Source organism: Halogranum roseipondis (assembly GCF_059695585.1).
Window position 1 is genome coordinate 3120749 of sequence record NZ_CM185235.1, and the last position, 25437, is coordinate 3146185.

26 protein-coding genes are annotated in these 25437 nt (G+C 65.9%); 15 read left to right on the forward strand and 11 right to left on the reverse strand.

Annotation, left to right across the window (positions count from 1 at the left end):
* Positions 1 to 136 precede the first annotated feature (136 nt).
* Both EOHIBHHM_RS16320 and EOHIBHHM_RS16325 read right to left on the reverse strand, forming a co-directional pair.
* On the reverse strand, positions 137 to 2782 hold the full coding sequence (locus EOHIBHHM_RS16320; RefSeq protein ID WP_497252433.1) for an alkaline phosphatase PhoX: 2646 nt from the start codon (positions 2780 to 2782) through the stop codon (positions 137 to 139).
* A 335-nt stretch (positions 2783 to 3117) separates the two neighbouring features.
* Positions 3118 to 3516, reverse strand: coding sequence for a transcriptional initiation protein Tat (locus EOHIBHHM_RS16325; RefSeq protein ID WP_497252434.1), 399 nt, complete (start codon positions 3514 to 3516; stop codon positions 3118 to 3120).
* A gap of 88 nt (positions 3517 to 3604) precedes the next feature.
* Here EOHIBHHM_RS16325 and EOHIBHHM_RS16330 point away from each other — a divergent pair, with 88 nt between their 5' ends.
* Both EOHIBHHM_RS16330 and EOHIBHHM_RS16335 read left to right on the forward strand, forming a co-directional pair.
* Positions 3605 to 5233 carry a DUF790 family protein gene (locus EOHIBHHM_RS16330; RefSeq protein WP_497252436.1) on the forward strand — a complete coding sequence of 543 codons (1629 nt, stop codon included), beginning with the start codon at positions 3605 to 3607 and terminating at the stop codon, positions 5231 to 5233.
* Positions 5234 to 5275: 42 nt separating this feature from the next.
* Positions 5276 to 5485 (forward strand): hypothetical protein, encoded by a 210-nt coding sequence (locus EOHIBHHM_RS16335; protein ID WP_497252438.1) that lies wholly within the window; start codon positions 5276 to 5278, stop codon positions 5483 to 5485.
* Between the two features lie 9 nt (positions 5486 to 5494).
* Here the strand turns inward: EOHIBHHM_RS16335 and EOHIBHHM_RS16340 are convergent, their stop codons facing one another.
* Together EOHIBHHM_RS16340 and EOHIBHHM_RS16345 are read right to left on the reverse strand one after the other, a co-directional pair.
* On the reverse strand, positions 5495 to 6046 hold the full coding sequence (locus tag EOHIBHHM_RS16340; protein ID WP_497252440.1) for a DUF7122 family protein: 552 nt from the start codon (positions 6044 to 6046) through the stop codon (positions 5495 to 5497).
* Positions 6043 to 7011, reverse strand: a complete 969-nt coding sequence (locus tag EOHIBHHM_RS16345; RefSeq protein WP_497252442.1) for an RsmB/NOP family class I SAM-dependent RNA methyltransferase — start codon at positions 7009 to 7011, stop codon at positions 6043 to 6045. The genes EOHIBHHM_RS16340 and EOHIBHHM_RS16345 overlap by 4 nt, the downstream gene beginning before the upstream one ends.
* A gap of 113 nt (positions 7012 to 7124) precedes the next feature.
* On the opposite strand from EOHIBHHM_RS16345, the gene EOHIBHHM_RS16350 reads away from it, so the two are divergent.
* Positions 7125 to 7865, forward strand: coding sequence for a proteasome assembly chaperone family protein (locus EOHIBHHM_RS16350; RefSeq protein WP_497252444.1), 741 nt, complete (start codon positions 7125 to 7127; stop codon positions 7863 to 7865).
* Between the two features lie 102 nt (positions 7866 to 7967).
* Here the strand turns inward: EOHIBHHM_RS16350 and EOHIBHHM_RS16355 are convergent, their stop codons facing one another.
* The gene (locus EOHIBHHM_RS16355) at positions 7968 to 8972 is read right to left on the reverse strand and encodes a glycerophosphodiester phosphodiesterase (RefSeq protein ID WP_497252446.1); all 1005 of its coding nucleotides are present in this window, start codon (positions 8970 to 8972) and stop codon (positions 7968 to 7970) included.
* A gap of 186 nt (positions 8973 to 9158) precedes the next feature.
* Here EOHIBHHM_RS16355 and EOHIBHHM_RS16360 point away from each other — a divergent pair, with 186 nt between their 5' ends.
* From EOHIBHHM_RS16360 to dnaJ, 4 genes are all read left to right on the forward strand, one after another.
* Entirely contained in the window at positions 9159 to 9782 is a 624-nt protein-coding gene (locus tag EOHIBHHM_RS16360) for a nucleotide exchange factor GrpE (RefSeq protein WP_497252448.1), read from the forward strand.
* Positions 9783 to 10039: 257 nt separating this feature from the next.
* Positions 10040 to 11968 (forward strand): molecular chaperone DnaK, encoded by a 1929-nt coding sequence (gene dnaK, locus EOHIBHHM_RS16365; protein ID WP_497252450.1) that lies wholly within the window; start codon positions 10040 to 10042, stop codon positions 11966 to 11968.
* Positions 11969 to 12157: 189 nt separating this feature from the next.
* Positions 12158 to 13312 carry a sugar-transfer associated ATP-grasp domain-containing protein gene (locus EOHIBHHM_RS16370; RefSeq protein WP_497252452.1) on the forward strand — a complete coding sequence of 385 codons (1155 nt, stop codon included), beginning with the start codon at positions 12158 to 12160 and terminating at the stop codon, positions 13310 to 13312.
* A gap of 212 nt (positions 13313 to 13524) precedes the next feature.
* On the forward strand, positions 13525 to 14682 hold the full coding sequence (dnaJ, locus tag EOHIBHHM_RS16375) for a molecular chaperone DnaJ (protein WP_497252454.1): 1158 nt from the start codon (positions 13525 to 13527) through the stop codon (positions 14680 to 14682).
* 3 nt (positions 14683 to 14685) lie between these two features.
* Here the strand turns inward: dnaJ and EOHIBHHM_RS16380 are convergent, their stop codons facing one another.
* Positions 14686 to 15234: a metal-dependent hydrolase gene (locus EOHIBHHM_RS16380; RefSeq protein WP_497252456.1), complete on the reverse strand. Its 549-nt coding sequence runs from the start codon at positions 15232 to 15234 to the stop codon at positions 14686 to 14688.
* 163 nt (positions 15235 to 15397) lie between these two features.
* Here EOHIBHHM_RS16380 and EOHIBHHM_RS16385 point away from each other — a divergent pair, with 163 nt between their 5' ends.
* Complete coding sequence (locus EOHIBHHM_RS16385; protein ID WP_497252458.1) at positions 15398 to 15718, forward strand: cupin domain-containing protein; 321 nt, start codon at positions 15398 to 15400, stop codon at positions 15716 to 15718.
* A 72-nt stretch (positions 15719 to 15790) separates the two neighbouring features.
* Complete coding sequence (locus EOHIBHHM_RS16390) at positions 15791 to 17029, forward strand: CobW family GTP-binding protein (RefSeq protein ID WP_497252460.1); 1239 nt, start codon at positions 15791 to 15793, stop codon at positions 17027 to 17029.
* On the opposite strand, the gene EOHIBHHM_RS16395 is transcribed toward EOHIBHHM_RS16390, so the two are convergent.
* Positions 17019 to 17174 carry a hypothetical protein gene (locus tag EOHIBHHM_RS16395; RefSeq protein WP_497252462.1) on the reverse strand — a complete coding sequence of 52 codons (156 nt, stop codon included), beginning with the start codon at positions 17172 to 17174 and terminating at the stop codon, positions 17019 to 17021. The genes EOHIBHHM_RS16390 and EOHIBHHM_RS16395 overlap by 11 nt on opposite strands.
* 108 nt (positions 17175 to 17282) lie before the next feature.
* Here EOHIBHHM_RS16395 and EOHIBHHM_RS16400 point away from each other — a divergent pair, with 108 nt between their 5' ends.
* Complete coding sequence (locus EOHIBHHM_RS16400; RefSeq protein WP_497252464.1) at positions 17283 to 17402, forward strand: DUF1059 domain-containing protein; 120 nt, start codon at positions 17283 to 17285, stop codon at positions 17400 to 17402.
* A gap of 1 nt (position 17403) precedes the next feature.
* On the opposite strand, the gene EOHIBHHM_RS16405 is transcribed toward EOHIBHHM_RS16400, so the two are convergent.
* The gene (locus tag EOHIBHHM_RS16405) at positions 17404 to 18564 is read right to left on the reverse strand and encodes a glutathione-independent formaldehyde dehydrogenase (RefSeq protein WP_497252466.1); all 1161 of its coding nucleotides are present in this window, start codon (positions 18562 to 18564) and stop codon (positions 17404 to 17406) included.
* Between the two features lie 212 nt (positions 18565 to 18776).
* Here EOHIBHHM_RS16405 and EOHIBHHM_RS16410 point away from each other — a divergent pair, with 212 nt between their 5' ends.
* The 3 genes from EOHIBHHM_RS16410 (at position 18777) to EOHIBHHM_RS16420 (ending at position 21574) form a co-directional block, all read left to right on the forward strand.
* A complete protein-coding gene (locus EOHIBHHM_RS16410) occupies positions 18777 to 19505 on the forward strand; it encodes an acyl-CoA synthetase family protein (protein WP_497252468.1) in 729 nt (242 codons plus the stop codon).
* A 48-nt stretch (positions 19506 to 19553) separates the two neighbouring features.
* Positions 19554 to 20159 (forward strand): GNAT family N-acetyltransferase, encoded by a 606-nt coding sequence (locus EOHIBHHM_RS16415; RefSeq protein WP_497252470.1) that lies wholly within the window; start codon positions 19554 to 19556, stop codon positions 20157 to 20159.
* A 107-nt stretch (positions 20160 to 20266) separates the two neighbouring features.
* Complete coding sequence (locus EOHIBHHM_RS16420) at positions 20267 to 21574, forward strand: dicarboxylate/amino acid:cation symporter (RefSeq protein ID WP_497252472.1); 1308 nt, start codon at positions 20267 to 20269, stop codon at positions 21572 to 21574.
* A 74-nt stretch (positions 21575 to 21648) separates the two neighbouring features.
* Here EOHIBHHM_RS16420 and EOHIBHHM_RS16425 read toward each other — a convergent pair whose 3' ends face one another.
* Positions 21649 to 23664 carry an AMP-binding protein gene (locus tag EOHIBHHM_RS16425; RefSeq protein WP_497252474.1) on the reverse strand — a complete coding sequence of 672 codons (2016 nt, stop codon included), beginning with the start codon at positions 23662 to 23664 and terminating at the stop codon, positions 21649 to 21651.
* A gap of 112 nt (positions 23665 to 23776) precedes the next feature.
* Between EOHIBHHM_RS16425 and EOHIBHHM_RS16430 the strand changes: the two genes are divergently transcribed.
* Positions 23777 to 24358 (forward strand): GNAT family N-acetyltransferase, encoded by a 582-nt coding sequence (locus tag EOHIBHHM_RS16430; protein ID WP_497252476.1) that lies wholly within the window; start codon positions 23777 to 23779, stop codon positions 24356 to 24358.
* 16 nt (positions 24359 to 24374) lie between these two features.
* On the opposite strand, the gene EOHIBHHM_RS16435 is transcribed toward EOHIBHHM_RS16430, so the two are convergent.
* Together EOHIBHHM_RS16435 and EOHIBHHM_RS16440 are read right to left on the reverse strand one after the other, a co-directional pair.
* The gene (locus tag EOHIBHHM_RS16435; RefSeq protein ID WP_089824684.1) at positions 24375 to 24611 is read right to left on the reverse strand and encodes a DUF8142 family protein; all 237 of its coding nucleotides are present in this window, start codon (positions 24609 to 24611) and stop codon (positions 24375 to 24377) included.
* A 50-nt stretch (positions 24612 to 24661) separates the two neighbouring features.
* Positions 24662 to 24913 (reverse strand): DUF7520 family protein, encoded by a 252-nt coding sequence (locus EOHIBHHM_RS16440; RefSeq protein ID WP_497252478.1) that lies wholly within the window; start codon positions 24911 to 24913, stop codon positions 24662 to 24664.
* A gap of 87 nt (positions 24914 to 25000) precedes the next feature.
* Here EOHIBHHM_RS16440 and cdd point away from each other — a divergent pair, with 87 nt between their 5' ends.
* Positions 25001 to 25414 carry a cytidine deaminase gene (gene cdd, locus EOHIBHHM_RS16445; protein ID WP_497252480.1) on the forward strand — a complete coding sequence of 138 codons (414 nt, stop codon included), beginning with the start codon at positions 25001 to 25003 and terminating at the stop codon, positions 25412 to 25414.
* Positions 25415 to 25437: the final 23 nt, after the last annotated feature.

The window sequence follows — 25437 nt, forward strand, 5'->3', positions numbered from 1 at the left end:
CGCTGGGGTCGTCCCGGCCGTGCCGGTGGTTCGCGCTGCGGTTCCTTCGGCCGACGGACGCGGAGGCCGACGCCGCGGTCGGTCTCTGTCGTCCGAGGCGACGTCTCGGTCGACCTCCCGTCGTCCACCTCGAGGCTCAGTCGACCTCGCCGAACAGCGTCGTCAGGTCGTCGTAGTCGAGTTTGCCGTTCTCGTTGAAGTCGAAGGCGGGACCGTTCTGCTGGACGACGTCGGCGTCGAACTCCTCGAACAGCAGTTCGACGTCGTCGTAGTCGACCCGGCCGTTGCCGTCGACGTCCTCGTAGCGACCGTCGCCGTCGGGGTCGGTCGGTCGGTCGCCGTCGCCGACGGCCGGCGGCCCCTGTGGGCCGACGACGGCGACGCCGCCGCGGGCGTTCGCGTCGATGACGTCGCCGCTCTCGTCGTCCATCTTCTTGATCTCTACGTCGAGGTCGGCGCTCCCGACGCTCTCCGCCTCCAGTTCGAGCGTCGCGAGCGTGGCGCGACTCGCGCCGGGTTGGACGTTCCCCTCGGCGTCGGCGAACCGGAGTATCGCTCGCGACCCATCTCCGGTGATGGTGCAGTTCGTCGGCGACAGTTCGTCGGCGAACGAGACGCCGCTGATGGTCACGACCTCCGGATCCGAGACGGTGACGTGGATCTGACCGCCGGAGACGCCCCGCGGCAGCGACGAGGCGTACAGGTCGGTGGCTCCTGTCGCCTCTTCTCTGACGGCGATCGAGCCGACGTCGACCTGCACGTTCGGCTGATAGACGTACACGCAGTCGTTGGGGTACGAACGAGCGGGACCGCCGAACCCGTCCTCACAGCAGAGGACCCGACCGTCGTCCATCACGTAGACGTTGTCGACGTTGCGGAGCGCGTCGTCGGCGTCCTCCGGTGGGTCGGTGAAGTCGGGGCCGACGATGACTGGTTCGAGCGTCGAGACGTTGTAGTCGGGTTCGAGTTCGCCCCGGTAGACGACGCCGCCGTCGACGCGGTCCATCTGGACGTCGCCCTCGTCGTTGGCGAGGTCGTCGTTGAACTCGGAGATGCCGAAGTAGACGAAGTCGCCCGGCCCTGCGCCGTCGACGCTGTCGACGCCCTCGGCCTTGTTGAACTCGATGGAGGCACCGATCTCCTTGGCGGCCGCACGGGTCTCGAGGAAGGGGACCTTGCGGAGTTCTTCGTCGACGCCGTCGGGGCCGTTCTCGGCGTACTGCTCGGCCCACTCGACGATCTCCGCGTCCGTGATGTAGTTCTGATTGCCGTTCTCGACGACTTCCTCGTCTGCCTCTTCGAGCGCCGCCGCGCGGTCCTCCTCCCAGTCGGTCTCGGCGTGCGCTTCGAGGTAGTCGACCTGCGTGACGTCGTCGTACTCGGCGATCCACTCCTCGGCCTCCGCGTTGCTCGCGTGACCCAGTTCGATCCACTCGACGTCGAGGGCCACGTTCGCGGGGGAGAGTCGCTGTTCGGCCTGCGGGCTGGTGATCTTGGGGGCGTAGAGCGTCCCGGAGACGTCCATTGGGTCGTCGTAGCTCGGGATCGGTTCGTCGGCGACGAACTTGTAGATCCCCTTGCTGTCGCCGTCCGAACAGCCGTAGACCGTCTTCTCGTCGCTCTGGACGTCCGGCGCCTCCCAGGCGGCCCGGCCCATCACGTAGTACTTCACCGGCTGGGGCTCGTCGGCCGCGGCGTCGCGGAAGTCGACGTGATAGCCGTAGCGGTAGGGGTTCGGGTAGACGTCGCCGATGGGGGACGTGGTGGTCTCCGACCCTTCCTCGGGTTGGTCGACCTGTTCCGCCCCGAGATAGTACGCGAGGAACTCGACGCCGTCGAGCGCCCAGTACCCTTGGATGGACCACGACTCGTCGCCGTAGTAGTCGTCGACGGCGTCTTGAACTTCCGACGGGTTCGGTCGGTTCCAGAACTGTGCGGCCCCGACGATGCCCTTCCCGGACCCCGCCTCGACGACGTCGCTCACCGTGGCGGTCAGCGACACCCGTGGATGCGCGTAGTTCTCTTCCGAAGAGAGCATCGTGTTCCACGGGCTGAGGTCGCCGTAGCAGTTGATCCGCGTCCCGCCGAGTTCGCGGAGCGCGTCCGTGTTCGCGAGGTTGATCGCGTTCTCGAGGTCGGCCTCCCACTCGCCGTCGTCGTCCTGACTGATCGGGATCCGCGAGACGTTGCCGGGGCTGTTCTCCCAGTTCGTGAAGAGGTAGCCCTCGGTCCCCTCGTCGTCGGTGGCGACGAACTGGTTGCAGTCGGGGTTGTAGCCAGCGTCCCCGTACTGTGTGCCGGCGAAGTTGTCCTGCGTGATGTCGGTCCCGTCGGGCGTCTGCGCGACACCGAGACGCTCCGTCCCGCCGTTGATCTCGTCTTCCTCCTGTGCGAGCAACACGTAGTCGCCGTTGCCGGAACGGACCTGTCGCTGTTCCGCTTCCGTCTGCGGCGTCGGCAGCTCGTCGAAGTCGTCGTTGTTACCGTCGAGATCGAACTGGAACCCGCTGAAGTAGCCGATCCCGGCCTTGTCGAACGGAGCTTCGTTCTTCCGACTCGGATGCTGGAGACTGTACAGCGGCGTCCCGTCGGCGAACACGAACGGTCCCGTCGCCTCGGCGCCGAACGCGGTCGTCGAGAACCGCTTGAACGACCCCTTCACGCTCGGCGCACGGGGTGTGTCCGACTCCTCGACCTCCGCCGCGCTCGCTGTCCCGACCACACTGGCGCCGAGTGAGGCCGCCAGCGACGTCGCCATCAGATTTCGTCTGGTGAACTCCATGGTGCAATTCTCTCCTTGCATTGATAATTGAAATCCTTTTGTATGTGGTATATTGTGTGGAACCGAGAGATATGTACGCAGGCGAAATCACTATATTTTGCCTCTTATTTCAATAGACGATTGTGAAGAATATCGTCCCGTAGTCTAATTCTTTCGTTGGAGATTTGTAAAACAATCGACGTTCAATCGTTCGAACGCGCCGCCTCGGGAGGTGGAGACGACGGCGACAGTTTCATAGGGATTATCGTAGAATTTCATAGATCCATCATCCGGGAACCGATTCACATGAGTCGTGAGGCTAACCGGAGGGCTGCGGTTGGCTACGATAATCCCTATCAGTCGACGGTCGCGCTGAAGTCGAACGAGTCGGCGTTCCGGAACGTCTCGAAGCCGACCTCCTCGTAGACCAGTTCCGTCTCGACCGTCTCGTCGCCACCGACGGTGACCTCGTTCGTCCGCTCGTACGTCTCGCCCTCGAGCGTCAGCGTGCCAGTGAGGGTGCCGATCTGTTCCGTGTCGGTCCGATTCGTCACCGTGAGGACGACGCGTAGCGTGTCGTCGTCGGTCCGCTTGAACCGGAAGTCGCCGGCGACGAGCGGTTTCTGTTCCGGTGCGTCGCGGGGGTCGTCTTCCGGTTCGGTGGGAGGGTTTCGAGGACCGTCCGGGCCGGGGAGCGAGGAGAGACAGCCGGACAGGGCGAAGGGGAGCGCGCCGAGGAGTGCCCGTCGCTTCATATCGGAGGCTCACTCGCCCCGCGTATGAGCCTTGTCCTCCACGGCCGGACCCACGTCGCTTATAAAGAATCGGTGACTACCGACGGTCGTGCTCACGAAGGACCTCCTGCGCGTCTCCCGCGCCGGCGGCGGCTACCACCCGCAGTTCGTCGACGGCGAGGACCGGCCGCTCGCCGCCCGCGTCGTCGACACCTACGAGACGCACGTCGGCGAGCGACGCGGCGTGCTGGAGGACGCCCTCTCGGAACTCGAACGCGACGCCGACGAGTTCAAACTCGTCCGCGGCCTCGCCGCGCTCTGTGAGCGCGAGGCGACGTTCGAGACGCGGGCCGCGGTGCCGCCGGAACGCGTCCGCCGGGTCGCCTTCGAGACCGCCGAGTCCGTCGGCGTCGCCGGCGACGACGAGCGAACGGAGGCGCTGGCGACCGCCGCGGACCGCCTCGGCGTCGACGTCGCCGACGTCGAACAGTCGCTCTACGCCGACCGGGACGTCAACCAGCTGCTCGTCGAGTTCGCCCCCCGGTGGACGCCCGAGGAGCTGCTCACGCAGTACAACCTCTCTTTGGCCCAGACCGCGCTGTTCGACGCCACCGAGATTCGCATCCGGAGCGCCGACCCGAAGGCGCTCGTCTCGGCGGTCAAGCGACTCCGACTCATGTACGAGGTCCGACAGACGCCCGAGGGCCGAGAGCTGGTCGTCACCGGTCCGGACGCGCTCTTCCGTCGCACGCGACGCTACGGCACCGGGTTCGCGCGCCTGCTCAGAACCGTCGCGAAGACCGCCGACTGGCGACTGACGGCGACGATCGACGACCGCGGCACCGACCGCGAGCTGGTGCTCACCGACGCCGACGTCTCCGTGCCGGGCGTCGACCCGGTCGCGGAACCGGCCTTCGACAGCGGCGTCGAGGCCGACTTCGCCGCCCGCTTCCGGTCGCTCGACCTCGACTGGATACTCGTCCGCGAACCGGAGCCGCTCGCCGTCGACGACGGCGCACGGGTAATGATTCCTGACTTCGCGTTCGACTACGCACCCGCCGGTGCGGCGACGGACAGCCGGGCCGGTGGTCCCTCCGATGCGGCGACGGACAGTCGGACCGGTGACTCCTCCGGTGCGGCAACGGACCGCCGCACCGGTGGCCCCTCGACGGCGGCGGACGACGGGTTCAGAGTCTACTTCGAGATCATGGGTTTCTGGACGCCCGACTACGTCGAGAAGAAACTCGGACAGCTGGCCGGCGTCGAGGACGTCGACCTCGTCGTCGCCGTCGACGAGTCGCTGGCCGTCAGCGACGACGTCGAGGCTCGCGACCACCGGGCAATCCCCTACACGGGGTCGGTCCGCGTGAAGGACGTGGTGGACGTGCTCCGCGAGTACGAGTCGGATCTGATCGCGGACGCCGCGCTGTCGCTCCCGGACGAACTGGAACCCGACGCCGACGTCGTCGCGCTCGCCGACCTCGCCGCCGACTACGGCGTGAGCGTCGCCGCCATCGAGGGGAAGTCGTTCCCCGCCCACCGCCGCGTCGGACAGACGCTCGTCCGGCCGTCGGTGCTCGACGACCTCGCGGACGCGATCGAAGCGGAGATGCGGCTGGACGAGGCCGAGACCGTCCTCGACGAGTACGGCCTCGACGACGCCAGCGCCGCGCTCTCGACGCTCGGCTACCGGGTGGTGTGGGAGGGGTTGTCGGGGGGAACGGTCAGAGAGAAGTGACGGGCCCGTCGACTTTTCCCCCTCCGACGTGAACACCGCCGTATGAAGTTGACCAAACTGCTCGGTTCGAAGCGTTCCCGACAGCTCAGCGTCGTCTCGACGCTCGCGGAGGCAGCGATGTCGTTCAAACGCGGTCAGAAGAAGGTCGGTGCGATGCTGCTCGGTGCGGCCGCGCTCTCCTACAAGCGCAGCGAACTCGGCTATCTCGCTCAGCTCGCGGTCAAGCTCTACCAGAAGAAGACCAAACAGTAACGGTCGACCTCAGAGTTCAACTACGTTTTCACGACGTCCCTTCGGCACCGTCGAACGCAGTTCTCCGTAGACGAACAGCCCGACACCGATCGGTTCGCGCTCGCCGGCGAGGTCGTGGGCGGCGACGAGATACCCCCAGTCGCCCTCCCAGTCGAGCTCCTGGTCCTCGCCGGCGGCGAACGCCGCCGCCTGCTCGCCGTCGAGTTCGACGACGTTCTTCGTCGCCTCGCGGCCGAACCGCTGGACGGCGTTCGTCGTCGGCTTCCAGTGTTCCTGTCGCGTCCGGAGGAACGTCATCCCGAGCCCCTCGACCGAGATGGGGTCTGCGGTGTCGCCGTGGAGGATCCAGATCTTTCCGGCCCCCTTCTCCCAGAAGCTGTAGTCGTCGAACGTCGTCGGCGGGACGCCAAACCGCTCGTCCCACCACTCGAGCACCTCCTCGCGAGTCGCACGACCGTCGACCTCGCGCTCCGCGGCGGTCGCCGGGAGGCGATCGAACCGCTGACCGTCGTTCGTCGGTGCGACATCGTCGCCGCCGGACTGCGAGCGCCCGTCGCTCATGCCTCGACCTCCGCCTCGTCTCCACTCCCACCGACTCGCAACTTCGCACAGAAGAACCCGCCCGTGTCGTTCTGGTGGGGGTAGACGCGGTGCGTCTTCTCGACGCTCGGGTGGAACTCCTCGCCCTCCCACTCGGTGATGCCGGGCGACGTCTCCAGCGGTGCGTCGAACGCGACGACCTCGCAGTCTTCGGTCTCGAGTGCGTGGTTCACGACGGCCTCGTTCTCCTCGGGGGCGAACGTACAGGTGGAGTAGACGACGGTGCCACCGGGTCTCGTCGCCTGAATCGCGCGACGGACGATCCCCTTCTGGATACCGACGACGCTCCGAACGTGGTCCATCGTCCACTTCTCCAGCGCGTCGGGGTTCTTTCGGCAGGTCCCCTCACAGGAACAGGGGGCGTCGACGAGGGTGCGGTCGAACTCGTCGAAGTTGGCGGGGCCGACGGAGCCGTCGCCGTCGGACTGGAACGGTTTCAGCGAGAAGTTCCGGGCGTCCTGGTTCGTGACGGCGACGTTGGTGACGCCGAGGCGTTCGGCGTTGTGCCGGAGCGCCGACAGTCGGCCGAGGCTGTTGTCGTTGGCGACGACGAACCCCTCGTCGTCCATCAGCGCCGAGATCTGCGTCGACTTGCTGCCCGGTGCGGCACAGGTGTCCCACACCCGCTCGCCCGGTTGCGGGTCGAGCGCGATCGCGGGGAGCGCCGACACCTCCTCCTGGCCGTGGAGCCAGCCGTGGAAGTAGGGCCACGTCGTGCCCGCTTTGCCCTCGGTCAACCGGAGGATCTCGGGGTTCCAGCCGGTCCGTTCGTAGCCGACGCCCTCGGCGTCGAGCGCTTCCATCGCCCGGTCGACGGTCGTCTTGATCGTGTTGACCCGGACGACGTAGGGGAGCGGTCGGTCGCAGGCGTCGAGAAACGCCTCCTCGTCGTCGACGAGCGGGAGGTACCGCTGTAAGGGGTTCATTGCCCCTCTCTTTCCAGCGGGGTCGTTTGTCGGTTTCGGAGTCGGGGCTGTCCTCCACGCCCCTCGTGCACACGGCCCATCTTTTTAGTACGCTGCCACTCCTTCTCACAGCCATGGCCCACATCAACGTGCTCGCGGACGACGTCTCGCTCGACGAACCGATGCTGGTCGAGGGACTGCCGGGCGTCGGCCTCGTCGGGAAGATCACCGCCGACCACCTCGTCGACGAGTTCGAGATGGTTCACTACGCGAACGTTCACTGCGAGGGTATCCCCCGCGTCGCCGTCTACGCCGACGACGACGCGGAACTCCGGACGCCGGTCCGACTATACGCCGACGAGGAGCGGAACCTGTTCGTCCTCCAGAGCGACGTCCCGATCCACCCGCAGGCGGCGACGGAGTTCGCGGGCTGTATCCGCGGCTGGTTCGAGGACGACGGCGTCGTCCCCATCTTCCTGAGCGGTATCGGCGAGGAGAAGACCGACGAGGTTCCTCGACTCTACGGCGTCGCGACCGGCGGCGGCGGGCCGCTCCTCGAGGCGGCCGACGTCGGCCGACCGACCGAGATGGGGATCGTCACTGGACCGACGGGCGCGCTGATGAACGACATGCTCGAACACGGCCTGACGAGCGTCGGACTCGTCGTCCAGTCGGACCCCAAGTTCCCGGACCCGGAGGCCGCACGCGTCGTCATCAAACAGGGGATCGAACCGCTGACCGGCGTCGAAGTCCCCGTCGACGACCTCGTCGACCACGCCGAGGAGATCCGCGAGGCCAAACAGCGACTCGCACAGCGGATGCAGGAGGTCGACGACGAGAGCACGCAGGCCCAACCGATCCGGATGTACCAGTGACTCAGAGAGGCGATCGTATCCACCCGGAGGATCAGCGAACCCCGGCGAACCACCGGGCTCGAGTCGCACGTAAAAATAGACGCCGTTCTACGACAACCCCGATCAGCAGCCGCCGAACCCGCCCAGTCCGGGGTAGTCGGCGATGAGGCCGTCGACGCCGGCCTTTGTCAGCTCCTGCGCCTGATACCACGTACCGATCGTCCAGACGTTGACTTCTCGACCCTCGTCGTGAGCGACCTCGACGAGGTCGACGTCGGCATAGGGACCGCTCGTGTAGTACTCGTCGCCGAAGAACGGCGTCCCCTTCACGAGATTGTACGGCGGGTGGAGCGCCTCGCAGTCGTACGTTCGCGTGATCTCCAGCCCTGCCTCGATGTCGTCCCAGAAGAGGAATGCCACCGGGATCGACGGGTCGGCCTCGCGGACCGTCGCGAGCGCCGCCTCGTAGAACGACGAGACGAGCACGTCGTTGTCGTAGTCGTCGACGACGGCGAGCACGTCCTCGGTGAACGGTCGCCAGACGTCCTTCTGTGTCTCCAGCGCGTCGCCCGAGAGGTTCTCGGCGAACCGCACGTCGAACGACCCGGGGTTCTTGAACTCGACGTTGACGCCGACCGAACTCGGCAGCGCGTCGAGCACGTCGGAGAGGAGCGGCACCGTTTCCCCGCTGTCGAGCACTTCCGCGCTCGTGACGACGTCGGTCGACGTCTCCCAGACGACGCCCTCGGTGTCGGTCAGCCCCCGTTCGCCGCCGTCGCGACTGCTGAGTCGGTCGTCGTGGAAGACGACTACGTCGCCGTCGGCGGTCGGCACGACGTCGATCTCGACCATCTCCGCACCGCCCTGCGGTCCCCCTCTCGCCGCCATCTCGACCGCACCGACCGTGTTCTCGGGGTACGTCCCGGCGAACCCGCGGTGGGCGATCGTCGTCGGTCGGCCGTCGTCTCTGTGCATCGTCTCGTCCGTCTCATCGCGGTCCTCCCGCTTGTCGTTTTCCGCCCCGTCGTCTGCGACGACCGCCTGGCTACTCAGCGCAGCCCCGGTGACTGCGATACCCGTCCCTTGCAGGAACCGCCGCCGGTTCACGTCGTGGTTGTCTCCGGACATAGCGAATCAGTTCACGATATCGAAATAATTAAAATTTCCTTCGGAGTAATTAAGATGACACGGGTGATAACTACACCCACAAATAGCCGTCCATAACTCTCGCCAGCGTCGCGGGTTCCGGACGCGCGAGGCGACTCCGCGTACCACATCTACAACCTTATACCCCGTCGGACGTTTCTTCCGACCATGACAGACGAGGCTCCCGACGCAGACCAGGTCGAAGAGGTGCCTGTCGACGACGTCGAAGCGGCGGAGTCGGCCGACGCCGACGAGGCCCAGCAGGTCGACATCGCTGCCCGCGTCGCCGAGTACGACGACGAACTCGCCGCCGAGGTTCGCGACCTCCAGTCGCGCGTCACTCACCTCGAGTCGGAGGTCGAGAGCCGCGACGAGCGGGTCGAGGAGTTGGAGGGGAAGCTCAAACGCAAGCAGGCGGACTTCCAGAACTACAAGAAACGCGCCAAGAAGAAACAGGACCAGATCCGCGAGCGTGCCACCGAGGACTTCGTGGAGCGAGTCGTCTCCGTTCGTGACAACCTCGTGCGCGCGCTCGACCAGGACGAGGACGCCGACATCCGCCCGGGCGTCGAGTCGACGCTCGAAGAGTTCGACCGCATCCTCACGAGCGAGAACGTCGAGGTCATCGACCCCGACCCCGGTGCCGACGTCGACCCGCAGCGTCACGAGGTGATGATGCGCGTCGACAGCGAGCACCCCGAAGGAACCGTCGCCGACGTCTTCCAGGCCGGCTACGAGATGGGCGACAAGGTCATCCGCGCGGCGCAGATCACCGTCAGCGACGGCGAGTAGGGCGACCGCGACCCGCTTCTCCGACACCGTTCTCCGACCCGTGTTCCCGACTCGAACCGGTACCGTGACGTCACCGGGACGACGAGCGTTCGAACTTCTGACACCACCGAACCCCCGGTTCGCGGTTCGATATAAAGCTCCCGGACGGTCTGTCTCGACGGAGTCCGAAACCGCAAGACTGCGGCGAGTTGTCTGTTGACGCAATCTCGTCTCATCTAGTAACCTTTAACCGCGGCAAGCCGGTATCTGGAAGCAACATGGCGAGCAACAAGATTCTCGGTATCGACCTTGGTACCACGAACAGCGCGTTCGCCGTGATGGAGGGAGGCGACCCCGAAATCATCGTGAACGCGGAGGGTGACCGGACCACCCCATCCGTCGTCGCCTTCACGGACGACGACGAGCGACTGGTCGGTAAGCCGGCGAAGAACCAGGCCATCCAGAACCCCGACCAGACGTTCCGCTCCATCAAACGGCACATGGGCGAGGAGGACTACACCGTCGACGTCGAGGGTGAGGAGTACACCCCCGAGCAGATCTCGGCGATGATCCTCCAGAAGATCAAGCGCGACGCCGAGGACTATCTCGGCGACGACGTCGAGAAGGCCGTCATCACGGTCCCCGCGTACTTCAACGACAAGCAGCGACAGGCGACGAAGGACGCCGGCGAGATCGCCGGCTTCGAGGTCGAGCGCATCGTCAACGAGCCGACGGCCGCGTCGATGGCGTACGGTCTCGACGACGACTCCGACCAGACCGTACTCGTCTTCGACCTCGGTGGCGGGACGTTCGACGTCTCGGTGCTGGACCTCGGCGGCGGCGTCTACGAGGTCGTCGCGACGAACGGGGACAACAGCCTCGGCGGCGACGACTGGGACGAGGCCATCATCGACCACCTCGCCGAGGAGTTCCAGAACAACCACGGTATCGACCTCCGCGAGGACCGCCAGGCGCTCCAGCGACTGAAGGACGCCGCCGAGGAGGCGAAGATCGAACTCAGCTCCCGGAAGGAGACGGACATCAACCTGCCGTTCATCACGGCGACCGACTCCGGCCCGGTTCACCTCGAACAGTCGCTCACACGCGCGAAGTTCGAGTCGCTGACGTCGGACCTCATCGAGCGCACCGTCGGTCCGACGGAGCAGGCGCTCGAAGACGCCGGCTACGACAAAGACGACATCGACGAGGTCATCCTCGTCGGCGGGTCGACCCGGATGCCGCAGGTCCAAGAGCAGGTCGAGGAGCTGCTCGGCAAGGAGCCGAAGAAGAACGTCAACCCCGACGAGGCCGTCGCACTCGGCGCGGCCATCCAGGGTGGCGTCCTCGGCGGCGAGGTCGACGACATCGTCCTACTCGACGTGACGCCGCTCTCGCTCGGTATCGAGGTGAAAGGTGGGCTGTTCGAGCGACTCATCGAGAAGAACACCACCATCCCGACCGAGGAGTCGAAGATCTTCACCACGGCCGCGGACAACCAGACCTCCGTGCAGGTCCGCGTCTTCCAGGGTGAACGCGAGATCGCCGAGGAGAACGAACTGCTCGGCGAGTTCCAGCTGACCGGCATCCCGCCGTCCCCGGCGGGCACGCCGCAGATCGAGGTCGGCTTCAACATCGACGAGAACGGGATCGTCAACGTCGAAGCCGAAGACAAGGGCTCCGGCAACGCCGAGTCGATCACCATCGAGGGCGGCGCGGGCCTCTCCGACGAGGAGATCGACCGGATGCAGGAGGAGGCCGAACAGCACGCCGAGGAGGACAAGGAACGTCGCGAGCGCATCGAGGCGCGGAACAACGCCGAGAGCGCCGTCCAGCGCGCCAACTCGCTGCTCGAGGAGAACGAAGAGCAGGTCGACGACGACCTCCGCGCGGACATCGAGGCCGCCATCGAGGACGTCGAGGGGACCCTCGAGGACGACGACGCGACGACCGAGGAGCTCGAGGAGGCGACCGAGTCGCTCTCGACGGAACTGCAGGAGATCGGCAAGCAGATGTACCAGCAGCAGGCCCAGCAGGCACAGGCCGGTCCCGGCGGTGCCGGCGGCATGGGCGGCGGCGCTGGCATGGGTGACATGGGCGGCGCAGGCGGTCCGGGTGGCCCGGGCGGTGCCGACAGCGACGGCGGCGACGAGTACGTCGACGCCGACTTCGAAGATGTAGACGAAAGCGACGAAAACGACGAGAAGTAGTCTCCGTCTCGCCACCCCCGTCCTCTCTTACCGACGGTGGAGCCGTCTGACGCACATCAGACGCCGCACGTCTCCACTCTGTACCGCTCGGAGCCGTTCGGTATTTCTCCGACCGACGCATCCGAGGCGTCGGGTCCGCCGACTCTCACGGCCACAGGAGGTAAATGGCTCCGAGACTCATCTGTAGAGATGAAAATTAGAGATGCCTACATATCTGCTCGCAAGTTTCAGGAACTCCTCCAGACGGAGACGGAGGGGTACGAGACGTACGAACGTCCGCTGTCGCGGCGGTTGTGGCTCTGGCGACGCGGCTTTCTCAGCCGCTCGGACTACCTCTACGAGCTGAACGAGCGGACACACCGGCAGTATCTCTCGGACGTCGAGCGATTCGTGAAGACGAAACAGATCAACGGACAGTGGACCATCTCGCTGGACAACAAGCTCGTCTTCCACTGGATGCTCCAGTCGTTCGACGAACACCGACCGGCAGTCTACGGCCTGTTGAAGAACGGTCGTTTTCACCCCGTCGACGCACTTCGTCCGGCAGCCACCGACGGCGGGTCGCTGACCGAGGGCGACGTCCCGAGCGGCGTCGCGACCGACGGTCGACACGCTGCGGACGCAGCCGAACGTGTTCCGGCGCTGCTTCGCCGGGAGGGACGCCTCGTGCTGAAGTGGATCAAGGGCGGTGGCGGCAACAACGTCCTCATCTGTGAGTGGGACGACGGCACCGCCGTGGTCAACGGCGAGCGCATGTCGCCGGAAGCGTTCGGCCGGACGGTCGCAGACCACGAGGAGTATCTCGTCTGTGAGTTCGTCGAACAGAGCGAGTTCAGCGCGCGGCTGTTCCCCGAGACGCCGAACACGCTGCGGGTCATCACGATGTACGACGCCGAGGCAGGCGAACCGTTCGTCCCCATCGCCATCCAGCGGATGGGGTCGAAGCGGTCGCTCCCGATGGACAACTTCTCGCAGGGAGGTCTCAACGCCGAACTCGACGTCGAGACCGGCGAACTCGGCGAGGCCGTCCAGCTCCCCGAGTCGACTCGCCTCGTGTGGCACGAGAGCCACCCGGACACCGGAACGCCCATCGCGGGCCGGTCGGTGCCCGGGTGGGAGACCATCCGAGAGAAGCTTCTCGAGATGGCGGCGGCGTTCCCCCACGTCCCCTACGTCGGCTGGGACGTCGTCCCGACGGACGGAGAGGGAGGGTTCAAGATCATCGAGGCGAACAGCTACCCCGGTTCGAAGTCGCTGCAGGTCCACCGACCGTTGCTCGCGGACGACCGAGTCCGCCGGTTCTACGAGGCGCACGACGCGCTCGTCTGGGACCGGTCGGAGTGAGCCGAGCAGTTCGGACAGAGACGAGACACCGAACCGGCAGGTGCCACTGCATCGTTTCGTCCCGACTGCCGACCAGGAAACGGTGCGTTGGGGACGAAGCGGTCGAAGACTCTCGGTTCGACGCTCTCGGTCGGTACGTTCCGTCCTTCGAGAACGTCGTCGACCAAGCCGCGCTTTTCAAGTAGTTCGACCGATAACGGATGGAACAACTGATGAGCGAGGACTTCTACGACGTGCTCGGGGTCTCCCGGGATGCCGACGAGGACGAGATCAAGAAGGCCTACCGGAAGAAGGCGACCGAGTACCATCCGGACGTCAGCGACGACCCCAACGCCGAGGAGAAGTTCAAGAAGGTGAAGAAGGCCAAGGAGGTGCTCTCCGACGAGGAGAAACGCTCGGCGTACGACCGCATGGGCCACGACCGCTTCGAGCAGGCCGAGAAGCGCGGCGGTTTCGACGGCGGTGGCGGTGGCCAGCGCGGCAACCCGTTCGGCGGCGGTGGCGGGATGGGTGGCGGAATGGGCGGCTTCGAGGACATCTTCAACAACCTGTTCAACGGCGGTGGCGGCGGCCAGCGCGGTAACCGCCCGCAGAAGGGTGCAGATCTCCGCACGCGCCTGACGCTCGACCTCGAAGACGCCTACGAGGGCGTCGAGAAGCAGGTGACCGTCACCCGTCCGGAGCGGTGTCCCGACTGCGAGGGGAAGGGCCACCCCGCGGACGCCGACGTCGAGACCTGTCCCGAGTGTAACGGGCAGGGACAGACGACGACCGTTCAGCAGACGCCGTTCGGCCGGATGCAGCAGACCCAGACCTGCCGTCACTGTGGCGGCGACGGCGAACTCTACAGCGAGACCTGTAGCACCTGCGGCGGCGACGGACAGGTCCGCAACGAGGCGACGCTCTCGGTCGACATTCCGGCGGGCATCCGCGACGGGCAGAGCCTCCGGATGGAGCGGGAGGGCGCACCCGGCGAGAACGGCGGTCCGAACGGCGATCTCCTCATCGAGATCCAGATCGCCGACCACGAGACGCTCCGTCGCGAGGGCGACGACCTCTACGTCCAACTCCCCATCTCCTTCCCGCAGGCCGCGTTCGGCGCGACGGTCGACGTCGAGACGCTCGACGGCACCGTCGAGATGGACGTCCCCGAAGGGACTCAGAGCGGCGAGACGTTCCGCCTCAAGGGGAAAGGGATGCCTCGTCTCCAGCGGCGCGGGCAGGGAGACCTCTACGTGCAGGTGCAGGTCGTCACGCCCGAGAGCCTCAACAGAGAGCAGAAGGAGGCGCTCAAGCAGTTCGCCGAGGCCGGCGGCGACGAGGTCGAGGTGAAAGAGGGCTTCTTCGAGAAGATCAAGAACTCCTTCTGAGGGTCAGACCGGATCGTTGTCTGCCTCTCCCACCGTCGACACTCGCGTCGCCGCCAGCGGTGTCCGGTCGAGGAGGCGAGCGGCGTCGCCGTACAGGCGGTACGCGGCGAGACCGGTGGCGAGCAACCCGGCGTTGGCGGCCGGATCGCTCGCGCGGACCAGGTTCAGCGTGTAGTGAGCGTCGAAGACGGGGGCGAACGGATGGATGCCCATCGGAGTGACGACGTCGCCGAGAAGATGTGTCCCGATCCCGACCGTCCCCACCAGAAACGCGAAGAGGAAGTCGTGTCGACGTCGCCGGAACCCGGGGGCACGGACGAGCGCACCGACGACGCCGAACAGCACGCCGACGGCGACGGCGGCGGTCATCGTGTGTGTCACCCCCCGGTGGGGGACGGCCGCGAGATAGAGGTCGACGTCGGGTGCCGACGCCGTCAGCAGAAAGCCGACCGTCCCCACGTGCACTGCTCGGTGCAACCCGTAACGGTGAAGCAGCGTCGCGACGGGAGTGAAACATAGCAGTGCGATGCCGACGTGCCCTGGGGAGTACATACCTCTACCGTGCTATGCTCTCTCTTAACTCTCGGACAACCACCTGGTAACCGCCCCCGCTCACGCCGTGGTAACCGTCTGCACGCCACTCCATGTCGCCTTCCGACGACACCGGCGACGCTCGGTGCAAGCTATTTGCTACCACGAATCCAACTCCGACAGGATGACGTACACGAAAGCCAACTACCACGACGTCGAACCGATCAGCGAGTCGATGTACTTCCTCCGCGACGCGCTCGACTGCGAGAACCTCGGCGTCACCGTCGTCGAGGCCGAACCGGGGTGGAGCGGGAAGGAACACGACCACGTCGAGTCCGACCACGAGGAGGTCTACGTCCTCGTCGACGGCGAGGCTACCCTCACCGTCGGTGACGAGACGCTGGCGCTCGGGGTGGGCGACGCCGTTCGAGTCTCGCCCGACGAAGTTCGCCAGTTACGCGTCGGCGACGTCGAGAGCACGCTTCTCGTCGTCGGCGCGCCGTGAGCAGGGCCGTGCGAACCCGACCCACGACACCGATAGGGATAACTGCCGTTCGTGTCAACTCGTACTGGGAGAATGAGTGACACACCAGACGGACCGGACAGCGGGACGATCCCCGTCACGGTCGTCAGCGGCTACCTCGGGTCGGGGAAGACGACGCTCGTCAACCACCTGCTGAACGATCCGCAGGGCCACGAGATCGCCGTCGTCGTCAACGACATGGGCGAGGTCAACATCGACGCCGAACTCATCGCCGACAGTGGTGTCGACGCCGACGACTCACTGTCGGCCGACGACGAGGGTGTCGACGCCGACGGTTCACTGTCGGCCGACGACGAGGGTGTCGACGCCGACGGTTCACTGTCGGCCGACGACGGCGTGATCGACCTCTCGAACGGCTGTATCTGCTGTCGACTCCAGTCGGATCTCCTCACCGAGGTGAAGCGGTTGGCCGAGACGCGGTCGTTCGACTACCTCCTCGTCGAGGCCTCCGGCATCAGCGAACCGATACCGATCGCCCAGACGTTCACCGTCGGGTCCGACGAGAGCGACGTCGACCCCACCGACTACTACCGTCTCGACACGACCGTCTCGGTCGTCGACGCCTACGGCTTCTGGAAGGAGTTCGACGTCGAGGAGGGACTCCCCGACCGGATGCGCACGCCCGACCGGCCGTTCGCGGACGTCCTCGTCGACAGCATCGAGTTCTGCGACGTCCTGTTGTTGAACAAATGCGACATGGTTCCGGACGAGGAACTCGACCGGATCGAGGCCATCGTCGAGGAGCTCCAACCGCGCGCCGACGTCGTCCGAACCGAATATTCGGCGGTCGACCCCGCGCGCGTCCTCGGAACCGGCCGGTTCGACTTCGAGCGGGCCCAGCGAGAGGTCGGCTGGAAGCGACGGCTCGCGGACGACCACGGCCACGGAGACGCCGACGGCGACGACCACGACCACCCCTCGACCGCCGAGCGCCACGGCGTCGCCTCGACCGTCTACCGTCGCCGCGAACCGTTCCACCCAGAACGGTTGGACGTGTGGCTCGACGACTGGGACGGCAACGTCGTCCGCGCGAAGGGATTCTTCCGGCTCGCTGGACGACCCGACACCGTCATGGGGTTGAGTCAGGCCGGGCCGTCGATACAGGCCGGACCCATCGGGACGTGGGACGAGGGGGACGACCCGGAGACGCGACTGGTGTTCATCGGCACCGACCTCGACGCCGACGCGCTCGCGGCGTCGCTCGACGACTGTCTCGCGACCGCCGAGGAGATCGCGGCGGAGGCGTTCGACGACCCGTTCCCTACGACATGAGGTCGGCTTTGAGGTCGTCCCACGACTCGTGGAAGCCGTACGTCGACTCGCTCTCGGCCACCCCGGCGATCGCCTCCTGGTAGACGTCGTCGTACTGGAGGAGTTGTGTCCATCCCTTGGCGTTGTACATACAGTACTGACACATCGGTGGTGGGTAGTTGGCGACGAGAGGGATTAATCCGTCGGGCACGTAGGGCAACTATCGAAGCTCTCGGTGCGCCGGACGCATCGGGGGTCAGAACGCACGATGGCGATGACTGGAACGTGTCCCCACTGCGACTGGCAGGTCGTCGCGGGGTCGTACGCGGAGATCGTCGAGCTGTACCAGCGACATCTCAGGGACGAGCACCCCGAGGCGTGGATGCGCTCCTAGTTTAGGGTTCGAGGAGCACCTTCGTCACGCCCTCTTCGCGCTTGTCGAACTTCTCGTACATCTCCGGGGCCTCGTCGAGCCCGACGCGGTGGGAGACGACGAAACTCGGGTCCGCCCGTCCCTCGATGATGAGGTCGCGCAGTTCGCGGTTGTACTGCTTGACGTTACACTGACCGGTGCCGACCTTCAGCCCCTTCTCGAACAGCTTCCCGAAGTCGATGCCGAGCCGACCCTGTGCGGCCATCTCGTCGGGTGCACCGGGGTCCGAGGGGACGTACAGCCCGGGGACGCCGAGTTCGCCGGTCGGGCGGACGACCTGGATCAGCTGATTGAGGACGACCGCCGGGTTCTCCCGAGCGGGGTCGTAGGCGTCGTCGCTGGGGTCGGTCTCCGGGTCGATCGCCTGGTAGCCGACCGCGTCGACGCCCTTGTCGACCATGTCGCCGTGTTCCTGTTTGATCTGTTCGACCGGGTCCGAATCCTCGAAGTTGATCGCCGTCGCGTCGCAGTGTTCCTCCGCGAGGTCGAGACGGCTCTCGACGCGGTCGACCACGTAGATCTCCGCCGCACCCTTGATCTTCGCGCTGTAGGCAGCCATGAGGCCGACCGGTCCGGCACCGAAGATGGCGACGGACTCGCCCGGACTCAGGTTCGCCAGTTCGGTGCCGTGCCATCCCGTCGGGAAGATGTCGGCCAGCAGCGAGAAGGAGTCCTCGTGCTCGTCACCCTCTGGGAGTTTGAGCGCGTTGAAGTCCGCGTACGGGACGCGGAGTTTCTCCGCCTGTCCCCCCTGATACGGTCCCATGGCGACGTAGCCGTAGGCACCCCCGGCGAACCCGGGGTTGACGTTGGTACAGAAGCCGGTGTAGCCGTTCTCACAGTTCCGACAGAACCCGCAGGCGACGTTGAACGGCATCACCACGCGGTCGCCCTCCTCGAGTGTCGACACGCCGTCGCCGACCTCCTCGACGATCCCCATGTTCTCGTGTCCGAACACGATCCCCTCCTCGGCGGCGGTCCGGCCCTCGTACATGTGGAGGTCCGAGCCGCAGATGGCGCTCGTCGTGATGTCGACGACGATGTCGTTCGGATGCTGGAGCTCCGGTTCGTCGACGTCTTCGATCGCTACTTCCTTCGGTCCCTGGTAGACAACTGCTCTCATTGGTATGTGTGCACACCCATCAACTGTGTTGGGGAGGGGATGTAAATGATTGACTGTTAACTATTCGCCCCGATTTTGTGAATCACTAGTAATGCCACGAACGCACGAGAGAACGGTCTCGAAGACTGTCCCGTTCTGCGAGGAAACAGGTGGTCCGCCGGCCTCCGCTCGAGTCCGGCGGTCTTTTGCGTCGCTCTCCCGTAGCGTGCGCCGTGAACACCCTCGGTGACCTCGTCGCCCGCGACCGTCGGTCGTCGGCGCTCGCACTCCGCGTCCCGTCGCTCGAGCGAGACTACAGTTACCACGACTTCTGTACCACGGCGTGGAAGGCGGGCAACTTCCTGAGTTTCCTCGGCGTCCGCGGCGGCGGGCGCGTCGCCATCGAACCGGATTCGCTCCCCGAGCCGCTCCTGACGTTCTTCGGAGCCGCACTCCACGGTGCGACGACCACGTTCGACCCTAGCGACGGCGACGTCCGGGCGGTCGTCGTCCCCCAGCGACGCGAGAGCGAGTTCGCCGACGTCCCCGGCACGAAACGCGTCGTCTACGGCGGCCCGCCGACCGACCCCGGCACCTCGCACTGGGAGAAAGAGGTCTGGAGCGAGAACCCCGCATTTCCGCCGACCGACGTCGACTCCGACACCGCCGTCCTCGCTGTCGGCGACGACACCTACACTCACCGGACGCTCCTCGACGCTGCCGACCGCGTCGTCGCCGACTTCGAACTCACGGACGCGGACGAGGTCGTCGTCCGCGCGTCGCTCGCGGACCCGGGAACCGTCGTGGCGGGTGTCCTCGCGCCGCTCTCGGTCGGTGCGACGGTCGTGTTTCCGGATCCCGACGACGATGACTCACAGGGTACCCTCGCCGTCACCGACGCTGACGCCGACGACGCTTGTGTCCCCGAGGGTCGTCTCGTGGGCGCGTCGACTGTCCCGTGATACCACGTCTCAACGAACTATTTTATAACTCTGTCCGTCTGGAGAGTGATGCCAGGCTCTGCGTTCCTCCGTGGTGACCGTCTGACCCTCCGAGCCATCGACCGCGACGACGCGTCGTTCTTCGAGCGGTGGCACAACGACCCTCGGGTCCGCGTCCCGCTCGGCATGGACGCTCCCAGAAACGAGACACAGGTCGAGGAGAGCTTCGAGAACTGGTTCGAGAGCGACGAGAGCGTCAACCTGCTCGTCTGCCTCGACGGGGACGACGAGAGCGACGTCCGCGGAGGCGACGGCAGCGAAGCTGAAGCAGGCGGTCACGACACCGACGCCGCCGACCCCGAACCCATCGGCGCGGTCAGCGCGAAGAACATCGAGTACACCCGGCCCGAACTCTCCTACTGGGTCGCGCCCGACTTTCAGGGCCAGGGGTACGCCGTCGAGGCACTGGAACTACTCGTCGACTACGTCTTCGAGACGTACGCCGTCAACGGGCTCTGGGCGCAGGCGTACGAGTACAACGACGCCTCGTGGAGACTGCTCGAGTCACTGGGGTTCACCCACGAGGGGACGATGCGCGGCCACCGGTTCGTCCGCGGCGACTACGAGGACGTCGTCGTCTACGGACTGCTCCGCGAGGAGTGGGACGGCTCCTGAACTGGGCTCTCCTCTCCGAAGACCGCCGCGTTGTATCACGATTTTCGACTCGAATTCTGTATTAATACTTATGGCAGGGTTTGTCGAACCGTACGACAGACCGTGTTATGACATCTAATCCCATTGTCTCGACGTGGAAGACGTACCGCTCTGTCGGTATCGTCTACCGCATCGGGATCGCATTCGTACTCGGATCGCTTCTCGGGCTCGCCGTCGGCGAGCCCGCGACCGTCCTGCAGCCGATCGGCGACCTGTTCGTCCGACTGCTGACGATGCTCATCGTCCCCATCGTCGTGTTCACGCTGTTGATGGGGGTCAGACAGCTGACGCCGTCGACGCTGGGGAAACTCGGCGGGCAGGTCGTCGCGCTGTACGCGGTCACCTCCGCCGTCGCCGTCGCGGTCGGCCTCGCCGTCTCCAACGCGATCCAGCCGGGGTCGCGAGGGCTGGAGAGCCTGCTCGCCGAGGCGGAGCCACAGAGCGCGGAGGCGCCGTCGGCCACGGAGGTCGTCCTGAACATCGTCCCGACGAACCCGCTGGGCGCGATGGCCGAGGGGTCGGTGTTGCCGACCATCTTCTTCGTCGTCGTCTTCGGCCTCGCCCTGGCGCTCGTCCAGGAAGAAACCGACGACCCGGCGGTCTCCCGCGGTATCGAGAGCTTCTTCGATCTCGCGGAGGCGGGCGCCGAGGCGATGTTCAAGGTCGTCTGGGGCGTGATGGAGTTCGGCGTCCTCGGCGTCTTCGCGCTCATGGCGAGCGTCTTCGGGGCGGCCGGCGTCGACGCCATCGTCCCGTTCGCACTGCTCATCGTGACGATGCTCGTCGCCGCCGTCGTCCACATCGGCGTCGTCTACCTCGGCGGGTTCGTCGTCGGCATCCTCGGCCAGTCGCCGCTCTCGTTCCTCTCGGGCGCTCGCGAGGCGATGGTCACCGCACTCAGCATCCGTTCGTCGAGCGGGACGCTCCCGGTGACGATGTCGGACGCCGACGAGAACCTCGGCGTCGCAGAGCGCGTCTACGGCTTCACGCTTCCGCTCGGTGCGACGATCAACATGGACGGCACGGCGATGTATCAGGGGGTCGCGGCGGTCTTCGCGGCCAACGTCGTCGGCGTCAACCTCACGCTGGCCGACCAGTTCGCCGTCGTCTCCGTCGCCGTCCTCGCGAGTATCGGCACCGCGGGCGTCCCCGGATCGGGGCTCATCATGCTGACGCTCGTGCTCACGCAACTGGGACTGCCGCTGGAGATCGTCGGCGTCGTCGCCGGCGTCGACCCCATCCTCGACCGTCTCCGGACGATGGTCAACGTCACCGGCGACCTCGCGGTGACGACCGCCGTCGCGAAGTGGAACGGCGCGGTCGACTTCACGACCGGCGTCTGGTCCGACGGCGTGGGGTCGCCGCTGGCTGACTGAACGGTCGTCACTGATCGGCTGACTGCTCGTCACTGACTGCCCGAACGGACAACCTCATCAAGCCCGTTCGGGTTCTACTTCGCGTTCTCGATCTTCTCTAACGCCTCGGGGTTCTCGATGCTGCTCATGTCGCCGAGTTCCTCGCCCTGATAGAGCGCGGAGATGGCCCGACGGATGATCTTCCCCGACTGGGTCTTGGGGAACTCGTCGACGAACAGTACCTCGCGCGGGCGGAACGGTTTGCCCAACTCTTCGCCGACGAGCGCCCGTAGCTCTTCCCGTAGGTCGTCGCTCTCGTCGACGCCATCTTCGAGGACGACGTAGGCGACGACGGCGGTGCCGGTGGTGTCGTCGGGGACGCCGACGGCGGCGGCCTGGTTGACGCTCTCGTGTTCGATGAGCGCGCCCTCGACCTCGGCGGGGCCGACCTTGCGTCCGGCGACGTTGAGCGCGTCGTCGGCGCGGCCGTGCAGGAACCAGAAGCCGTCGGCGTCTTTCTGGGCCCAGTCGCCGTGGTCCCACATCGGCGGGTCTTGGAACGTCGACCAGTAGGTGTTCAGGTAGCGTTCGTCGCCCTCCCACAGCGATTTCGTCATCGAGGGACAGGAGTCGCGGGCGACGAGGAAGCCGCGTTCGTGGTCGTCGGCGACTGACTCGCCCTGTGAGTTCACGACGTCGATGTTCATTCCCAACCCTGGTCCGCCGAGCGAGCAGGGCTTCAGCGGCTGGGTCGGCATCGGCATGAGGAAGCAGCCGCAGATCTCGGTACCGCCGGAGATGTTGATGATCGGCGCTTCGCTTCGTCCCACTTTCTCGTAGAACCACTGCCAGGACTCGGGGTCCCACGGTTCGCCGGTCGACCCGAGCAAGCGAAGCGACGAGAGGTCGTGTTTCTCGACCCACTCGTCGTCGTACTTCCGGAGCGCGCGGATGGCAGTGGGCGAGATGCCGAACGTCGTCAGCTTGTGGCGGTCGATCATCGCCCAGAAGCGGTCCGGTTCGGGGTAGTCGGGCGCGCCCTCGTACATGAAGATGGTGCCGCCGAAGGTGTGGTTGCCGATGAGCGTCCACGGTCCCATCATCCAGCCGATGTCGGATACCCAGAAGAAACGGTCCGAGGGCTTCTGGTCGAAGCCGAAGTGGATCTCCTTGGCCGTCTGCAGCTGGACGCCCGCGTGGGTGTGGACGATACCCTTCGGTTTCCCTGTCGTCCCCGAGGAGTACAGCAGCATCGACTCCTGGTCGGAGGGGAGTTCCTTGGTGTCGTAGGCGTCGTCCTGCGGTTCGACCGCCTCGGACCACCACTCGTCGCGGTCGGCGTCCCACGGTACTTCTGTGTCACTGGCGTCGTCACTCGCGCCTAACCGGTCGAAGACCACCGTGTGCTCGACGTAGTCCGCTTCCTCGATGGCGTCGTCTGCGGCACCTTTCAGGAACACCTCGCTGCCGCGGCGCTGGAAGCCGTCGCCGGTGAACAGCACCGAACACTCGGAGTCCGCGATACGTGTCGCCGTCGCGTCGACGCCGAACCCGGAGAAGATGGGTACTGCGATGGCTCCGACTTTGAAACAGCCGTAGAGGATCGAGATGACTTCGGGAACCATCGGCATGTAGAGGCCGACGGTGTCGCCGGTGTCGAGGCCGACGGACTCCAGATAGTTCGCGACCTTGTTGGCCTGGCGGTGGAGTTCGTGGTAGGTGGCCTCCCGGACGTCGCCGTCCTCGCCCTCCCAGATGCAGGCGACTTTGTTCCGTTTCTCGCTGTCGACGGCGGCGTGCCTGTCGAGCGTGTTGTGGGCGACGTTGATCTTCCCGCCGGGGTACCAATCGGAGAACTGCGGCCCTTCAGAGTCGTCTCGGACGCTGTCGTAGTCCTCGTAGAACTCGACGTCGAGATAGTCGACCAACTCGTCCCAGAACCACTCGACGCCGCTGTCCTCGACGCCCTCGACGTCCGTACAGGTACGGGCGATCAGTTCCTCGTAGTCGTCGATCCCGTACTGTTGCATGAACTGCCAGACGTTCGTCGACTCGACGAACTCCCGGCTCGGTTCGTGCACGATCTCGTCGGTGTCTGGCACCGTCGTCATGTCCAGGTCTTTTCTCCCCCGTATCAAGTAACTTTCCGCACGAACGTCCGTGTAGGTCGACGAATCGCCGTCCGGCAAACACTTTTTATCGGTTTGGGTGCTAAGAGGTGGCATGTACGTCCGTGATGCCAAGAACCGCGACGAGGTTTGGCTGCTCGACCACATCGAGGCGATGGGTCTCGACGACGTCGCGTTCCGCTCGCGGGACTACGTCATCGCGGTCGACGAGGAGACTGACGAGCGGGCCGGGTTCGGACGGATCCGTATTCACAAATCCGACGAGAGCGACGTCTGCGAGCTGACCGGCATCGGCGTTCTAGAGGCCTGGCGCGGACAGGGCGTCGGCGCACACGTCGTCGAACGCCTCGTCGACAAGGCCAGCGCCGAGGGGTTCGACCACGTCTACTCGATCACCGACCAGCCCAACTACCTCGTCCAGTTCGGCTTCGACCCCGTCGAGTCGGCCGACCTGCCTCCCAGGCTACGCGAACGGTTCTCGGAGAAACGGGAGACCGTCGACGAGGGGGTCGTCGGGACCGTCGTCGACGTCGACGAGTTCGAGATGCCGCCGCGACTCAGGGAGGCGTTCAAAGACGCCGCGCCGATCGAGGAGACGGCGGAACCCGAGGAGACGGCCGAGGACTTCGGGATCGACCCCGAACGGGCAACCTACAAGTACGACACGGGCCGCTGAGCCCCGTCGGCGGAGCTCAGGTCCGGTCGTCGAGGAAGTCGGTGCTGAAGACGATCCACGCGAGCACCGAACAGAACAGCACCGGCGGGAGCAGCGCGAACCCCCAGAGCTTCTCCATCCCCATCAGCAGGATGAGGATCACGTTCCCGACGCCGATGACGAGGAAGGGGAAGACGGCGAGCGCGGCGCGCTTGCGGTTCCGGTTCTCGCTCTCGTGTGGAGGTGCGTCCCGCTCGCTCGCAGGCGTGGCCATACGCTGACTCCGTGCTCCGGTGACAAAAGGACCGCGCTTGACGCGCTCGGTTACGGGTCGTCGTAGCGCGAGGCGGCCTCGACCGCGACGAACAGTCCGCCGAGGACGAGACCCGTGAAGAGCATCCCGTAGAGCGCGACGCTCACGGGCGTCGTCGGCAACGCCACCGTCTCGAACACCTCGAACGTCGGCGACGACGCCGCGCTGTTCGACCCGATGAAGAAGCCGATGAGACCCGCCAACCCTACCACGACGCCGCCGACGACGAGCAGGACCTCCCGTCCGGTACGTTCGTCGTTCACGTCTCGGAGTCGGGACCGACCGGTATAGACTCTTTCTCTCTGTCCTCCGTCGGGGCCTATAAACCGTCCCTGTGCGAACGCCCAGCCATGACCGACGACCTGATTCGGCAGGCCCGCGACGCCCTCGACAACGCTCACGTTCCGTACTCCGAGTACCGCGTCGGGGCGGCGCTCCGAACGACCGACGGCACCGTCTTCGTCGGCTGCAACATCGAGAACGCCAACTACAGCAACAGCCTCCACGCCGAGGAGGTCGCCGTCGCCGAGGCCGTCAAGAACGGCTACACCGAGTTCGACCGTCTCGCGGTCACCTCCGGCGTCCGCGACGGCGTCACCCCCTGCGGGATGTGTCGACAGACGCTCGCGGAGTTCTGCGACGAGGATCTGCCCGTCGTCTGCGACGAAGGAGACGGAGAGACGACCGAGTACACGCTGGGAGAACTGCTCCCGAACACCATCTCGCTCGGGACGCTGGAGGCGGCCAAGGAGCAACGCGAGTAGCGACGAGAGCCAAACGCTTTTAC

Coding starts and splice junctions, on each gene's coding strand:
- EOHIBHHM_RS16420 (WP_497252472.1), top strand. CDS start 20,267: ATGACATCTAATCCCATTGTCTCGACGTGGAAGACGTACCGCTCTGTC.
- EOHIBHHM_RS16395 (WP_497252462.1), bottom strand. CDS start 17,174: ATGTGTCAGTACTGTATGTACAACGCCAAGGGATGGACACAACTCCTC.
- EOHIBHHM_RS16360 (WP_497252448.1), top strand. CDS start 9,159: ATGACAGACGAGGCTCCCGACGCAGACCAGGTCGAAGAGGTGCCTGTC.
- EOHIBHHM_RS16425 (WP_497252474.1), bottom strand. CDS start 23,664: ATGACGACGGTGCCAGACACCGACGAGATCGTGCACGAACCGAGCCGG.
- EOHIBHHM_RS16350 (WP_497252444.1), top strand. CDS start 7,125: ATGGCCCACATCAACGTGCTCGCGGACGACGTCTCGCTCGACGAACCG.
- EOHIBHHM_RS16405 (WP_497252466.1), bottom strand. CDS start 18,564: ATGAGAGCAGTTGTCTACCAGGGACCGAAGGAAGTAGCGATCGAAGAC.
- EOHIBHHM_RS16335 (WP_497252438.1), top strand. CDS start 5,276: ATGAAGTTGACCAAACTGCTCGGTTCGAAGCGTTCCCGACAGCTCAGC.
- cdd (WP_497252480.1), top strand. CDS start 25,001: ATGACCGACGACCTGATTCGGCAGGCCCGCGACGCCCTCGACAACGCT.
- EOHIBHHM_RS16380 (WP_497252456.1), bottom strand. CDS start 15,234: ATGTACTCCCCAGGGCACGTCGGCATCGCACTGCTATGTTTCACTCCC.
- EOHIBHHM_RS16415 (WP_497252470.1), top strand. CDS start 19,554: ATGCCAGGCTCTGCGTTCCTCCGTGGTGACCGTCTGACCCTCCGAGCC.
- EOHIBHHM_RS16400 (WP_497252464.1), top strand. CDS start 17,283: ATGACTGGAACGTGTCCCCACTGCGACTGGCAGGTCGTCGCGGGGTCG.
- EOHIBHHM_RS16370 (WP_497252452.1), top strand. CDS start 12,158: ATGAAAATTAGAGATGCCTACATATCTGCTCGCAAGTTTCAGGAACTC.
- EOHIBHHM_RS16385 (WP_497252458.1), top strand. CDS start 15,398: ATGACGTACACGAAAGCCAACTACCACGACGTCGAACCGATCAGCGAG.
- EOHIBHHM_RS16435 (WP_089824684.1), bottom strand. CDS start 24,611: ATGGCCACGCCTGCGAGCGAGCGGGACGCACCTCCACACGAGAGCGAG.
- EOHIBHHM_RS16325 (WP_497252434.1), bottom strand. CDS start 3,516: ATGAAGCGACGGGCACTCCTCGGCGCGCTCCCCTTCGCCCTGTCCGGC.
- EOHIBHHM_RS16345 (WP_497252442.1), bottom strand. CDS start 7,011: ATGAACCCCTTACAGCGGTACCTCCCGCTCGTCGACGACGAGGAGGCG.
- EOHIBHHM_RS16340 (WP_497252440.1), bottom strand. CDS start 6,046: ATGAGCGACGGGCGCTCGCAGTCCGGCGGCGACGATGTCGCACCGACG.
- EOHIBHHM_RS16390 (WP_497252460.1), top strand. CDS start 15,791: ATGAGTGACACACCAGACGGACCGGACAGCGGGACGATCCCCGTCACG.
- EOHIBHHM_RS16430 (WP_497252476.1), top strand. CDS start 23,777: ATGTACGTCCGTGATGCCAAGAACCGCGACGAGGTTTGGCTGCTCGAC.
- dnaJ (WP_497252454.1), top strand. CDS start 13,525: ATGAGCGAGGACTTCTACGACGTGCTCGGGGTCTCCCGGGATGCCGAC.
- EOHIBHHM_RS16355 (WP_497252446.1), bottom strand. CDS start 8,972: ATGTCCGGAGACAACCACGACGTGAACCGGCGGCGGTTCCTGCAAGGG.
- dnaK (WP_497252450.1), top strand. CDS start 10,040: ATGGCGAGCAACAAGATTCTCGGTATCGACCTTGGTACCACGAACAGC.
- EOHIBHHM_RS16320 (WP_497252433.1), bottom strand. CDS start 2,782: ATGGAGTTCACCAGACGAAATCTGATGGCGACGTCGCTGGCGGCCTCA.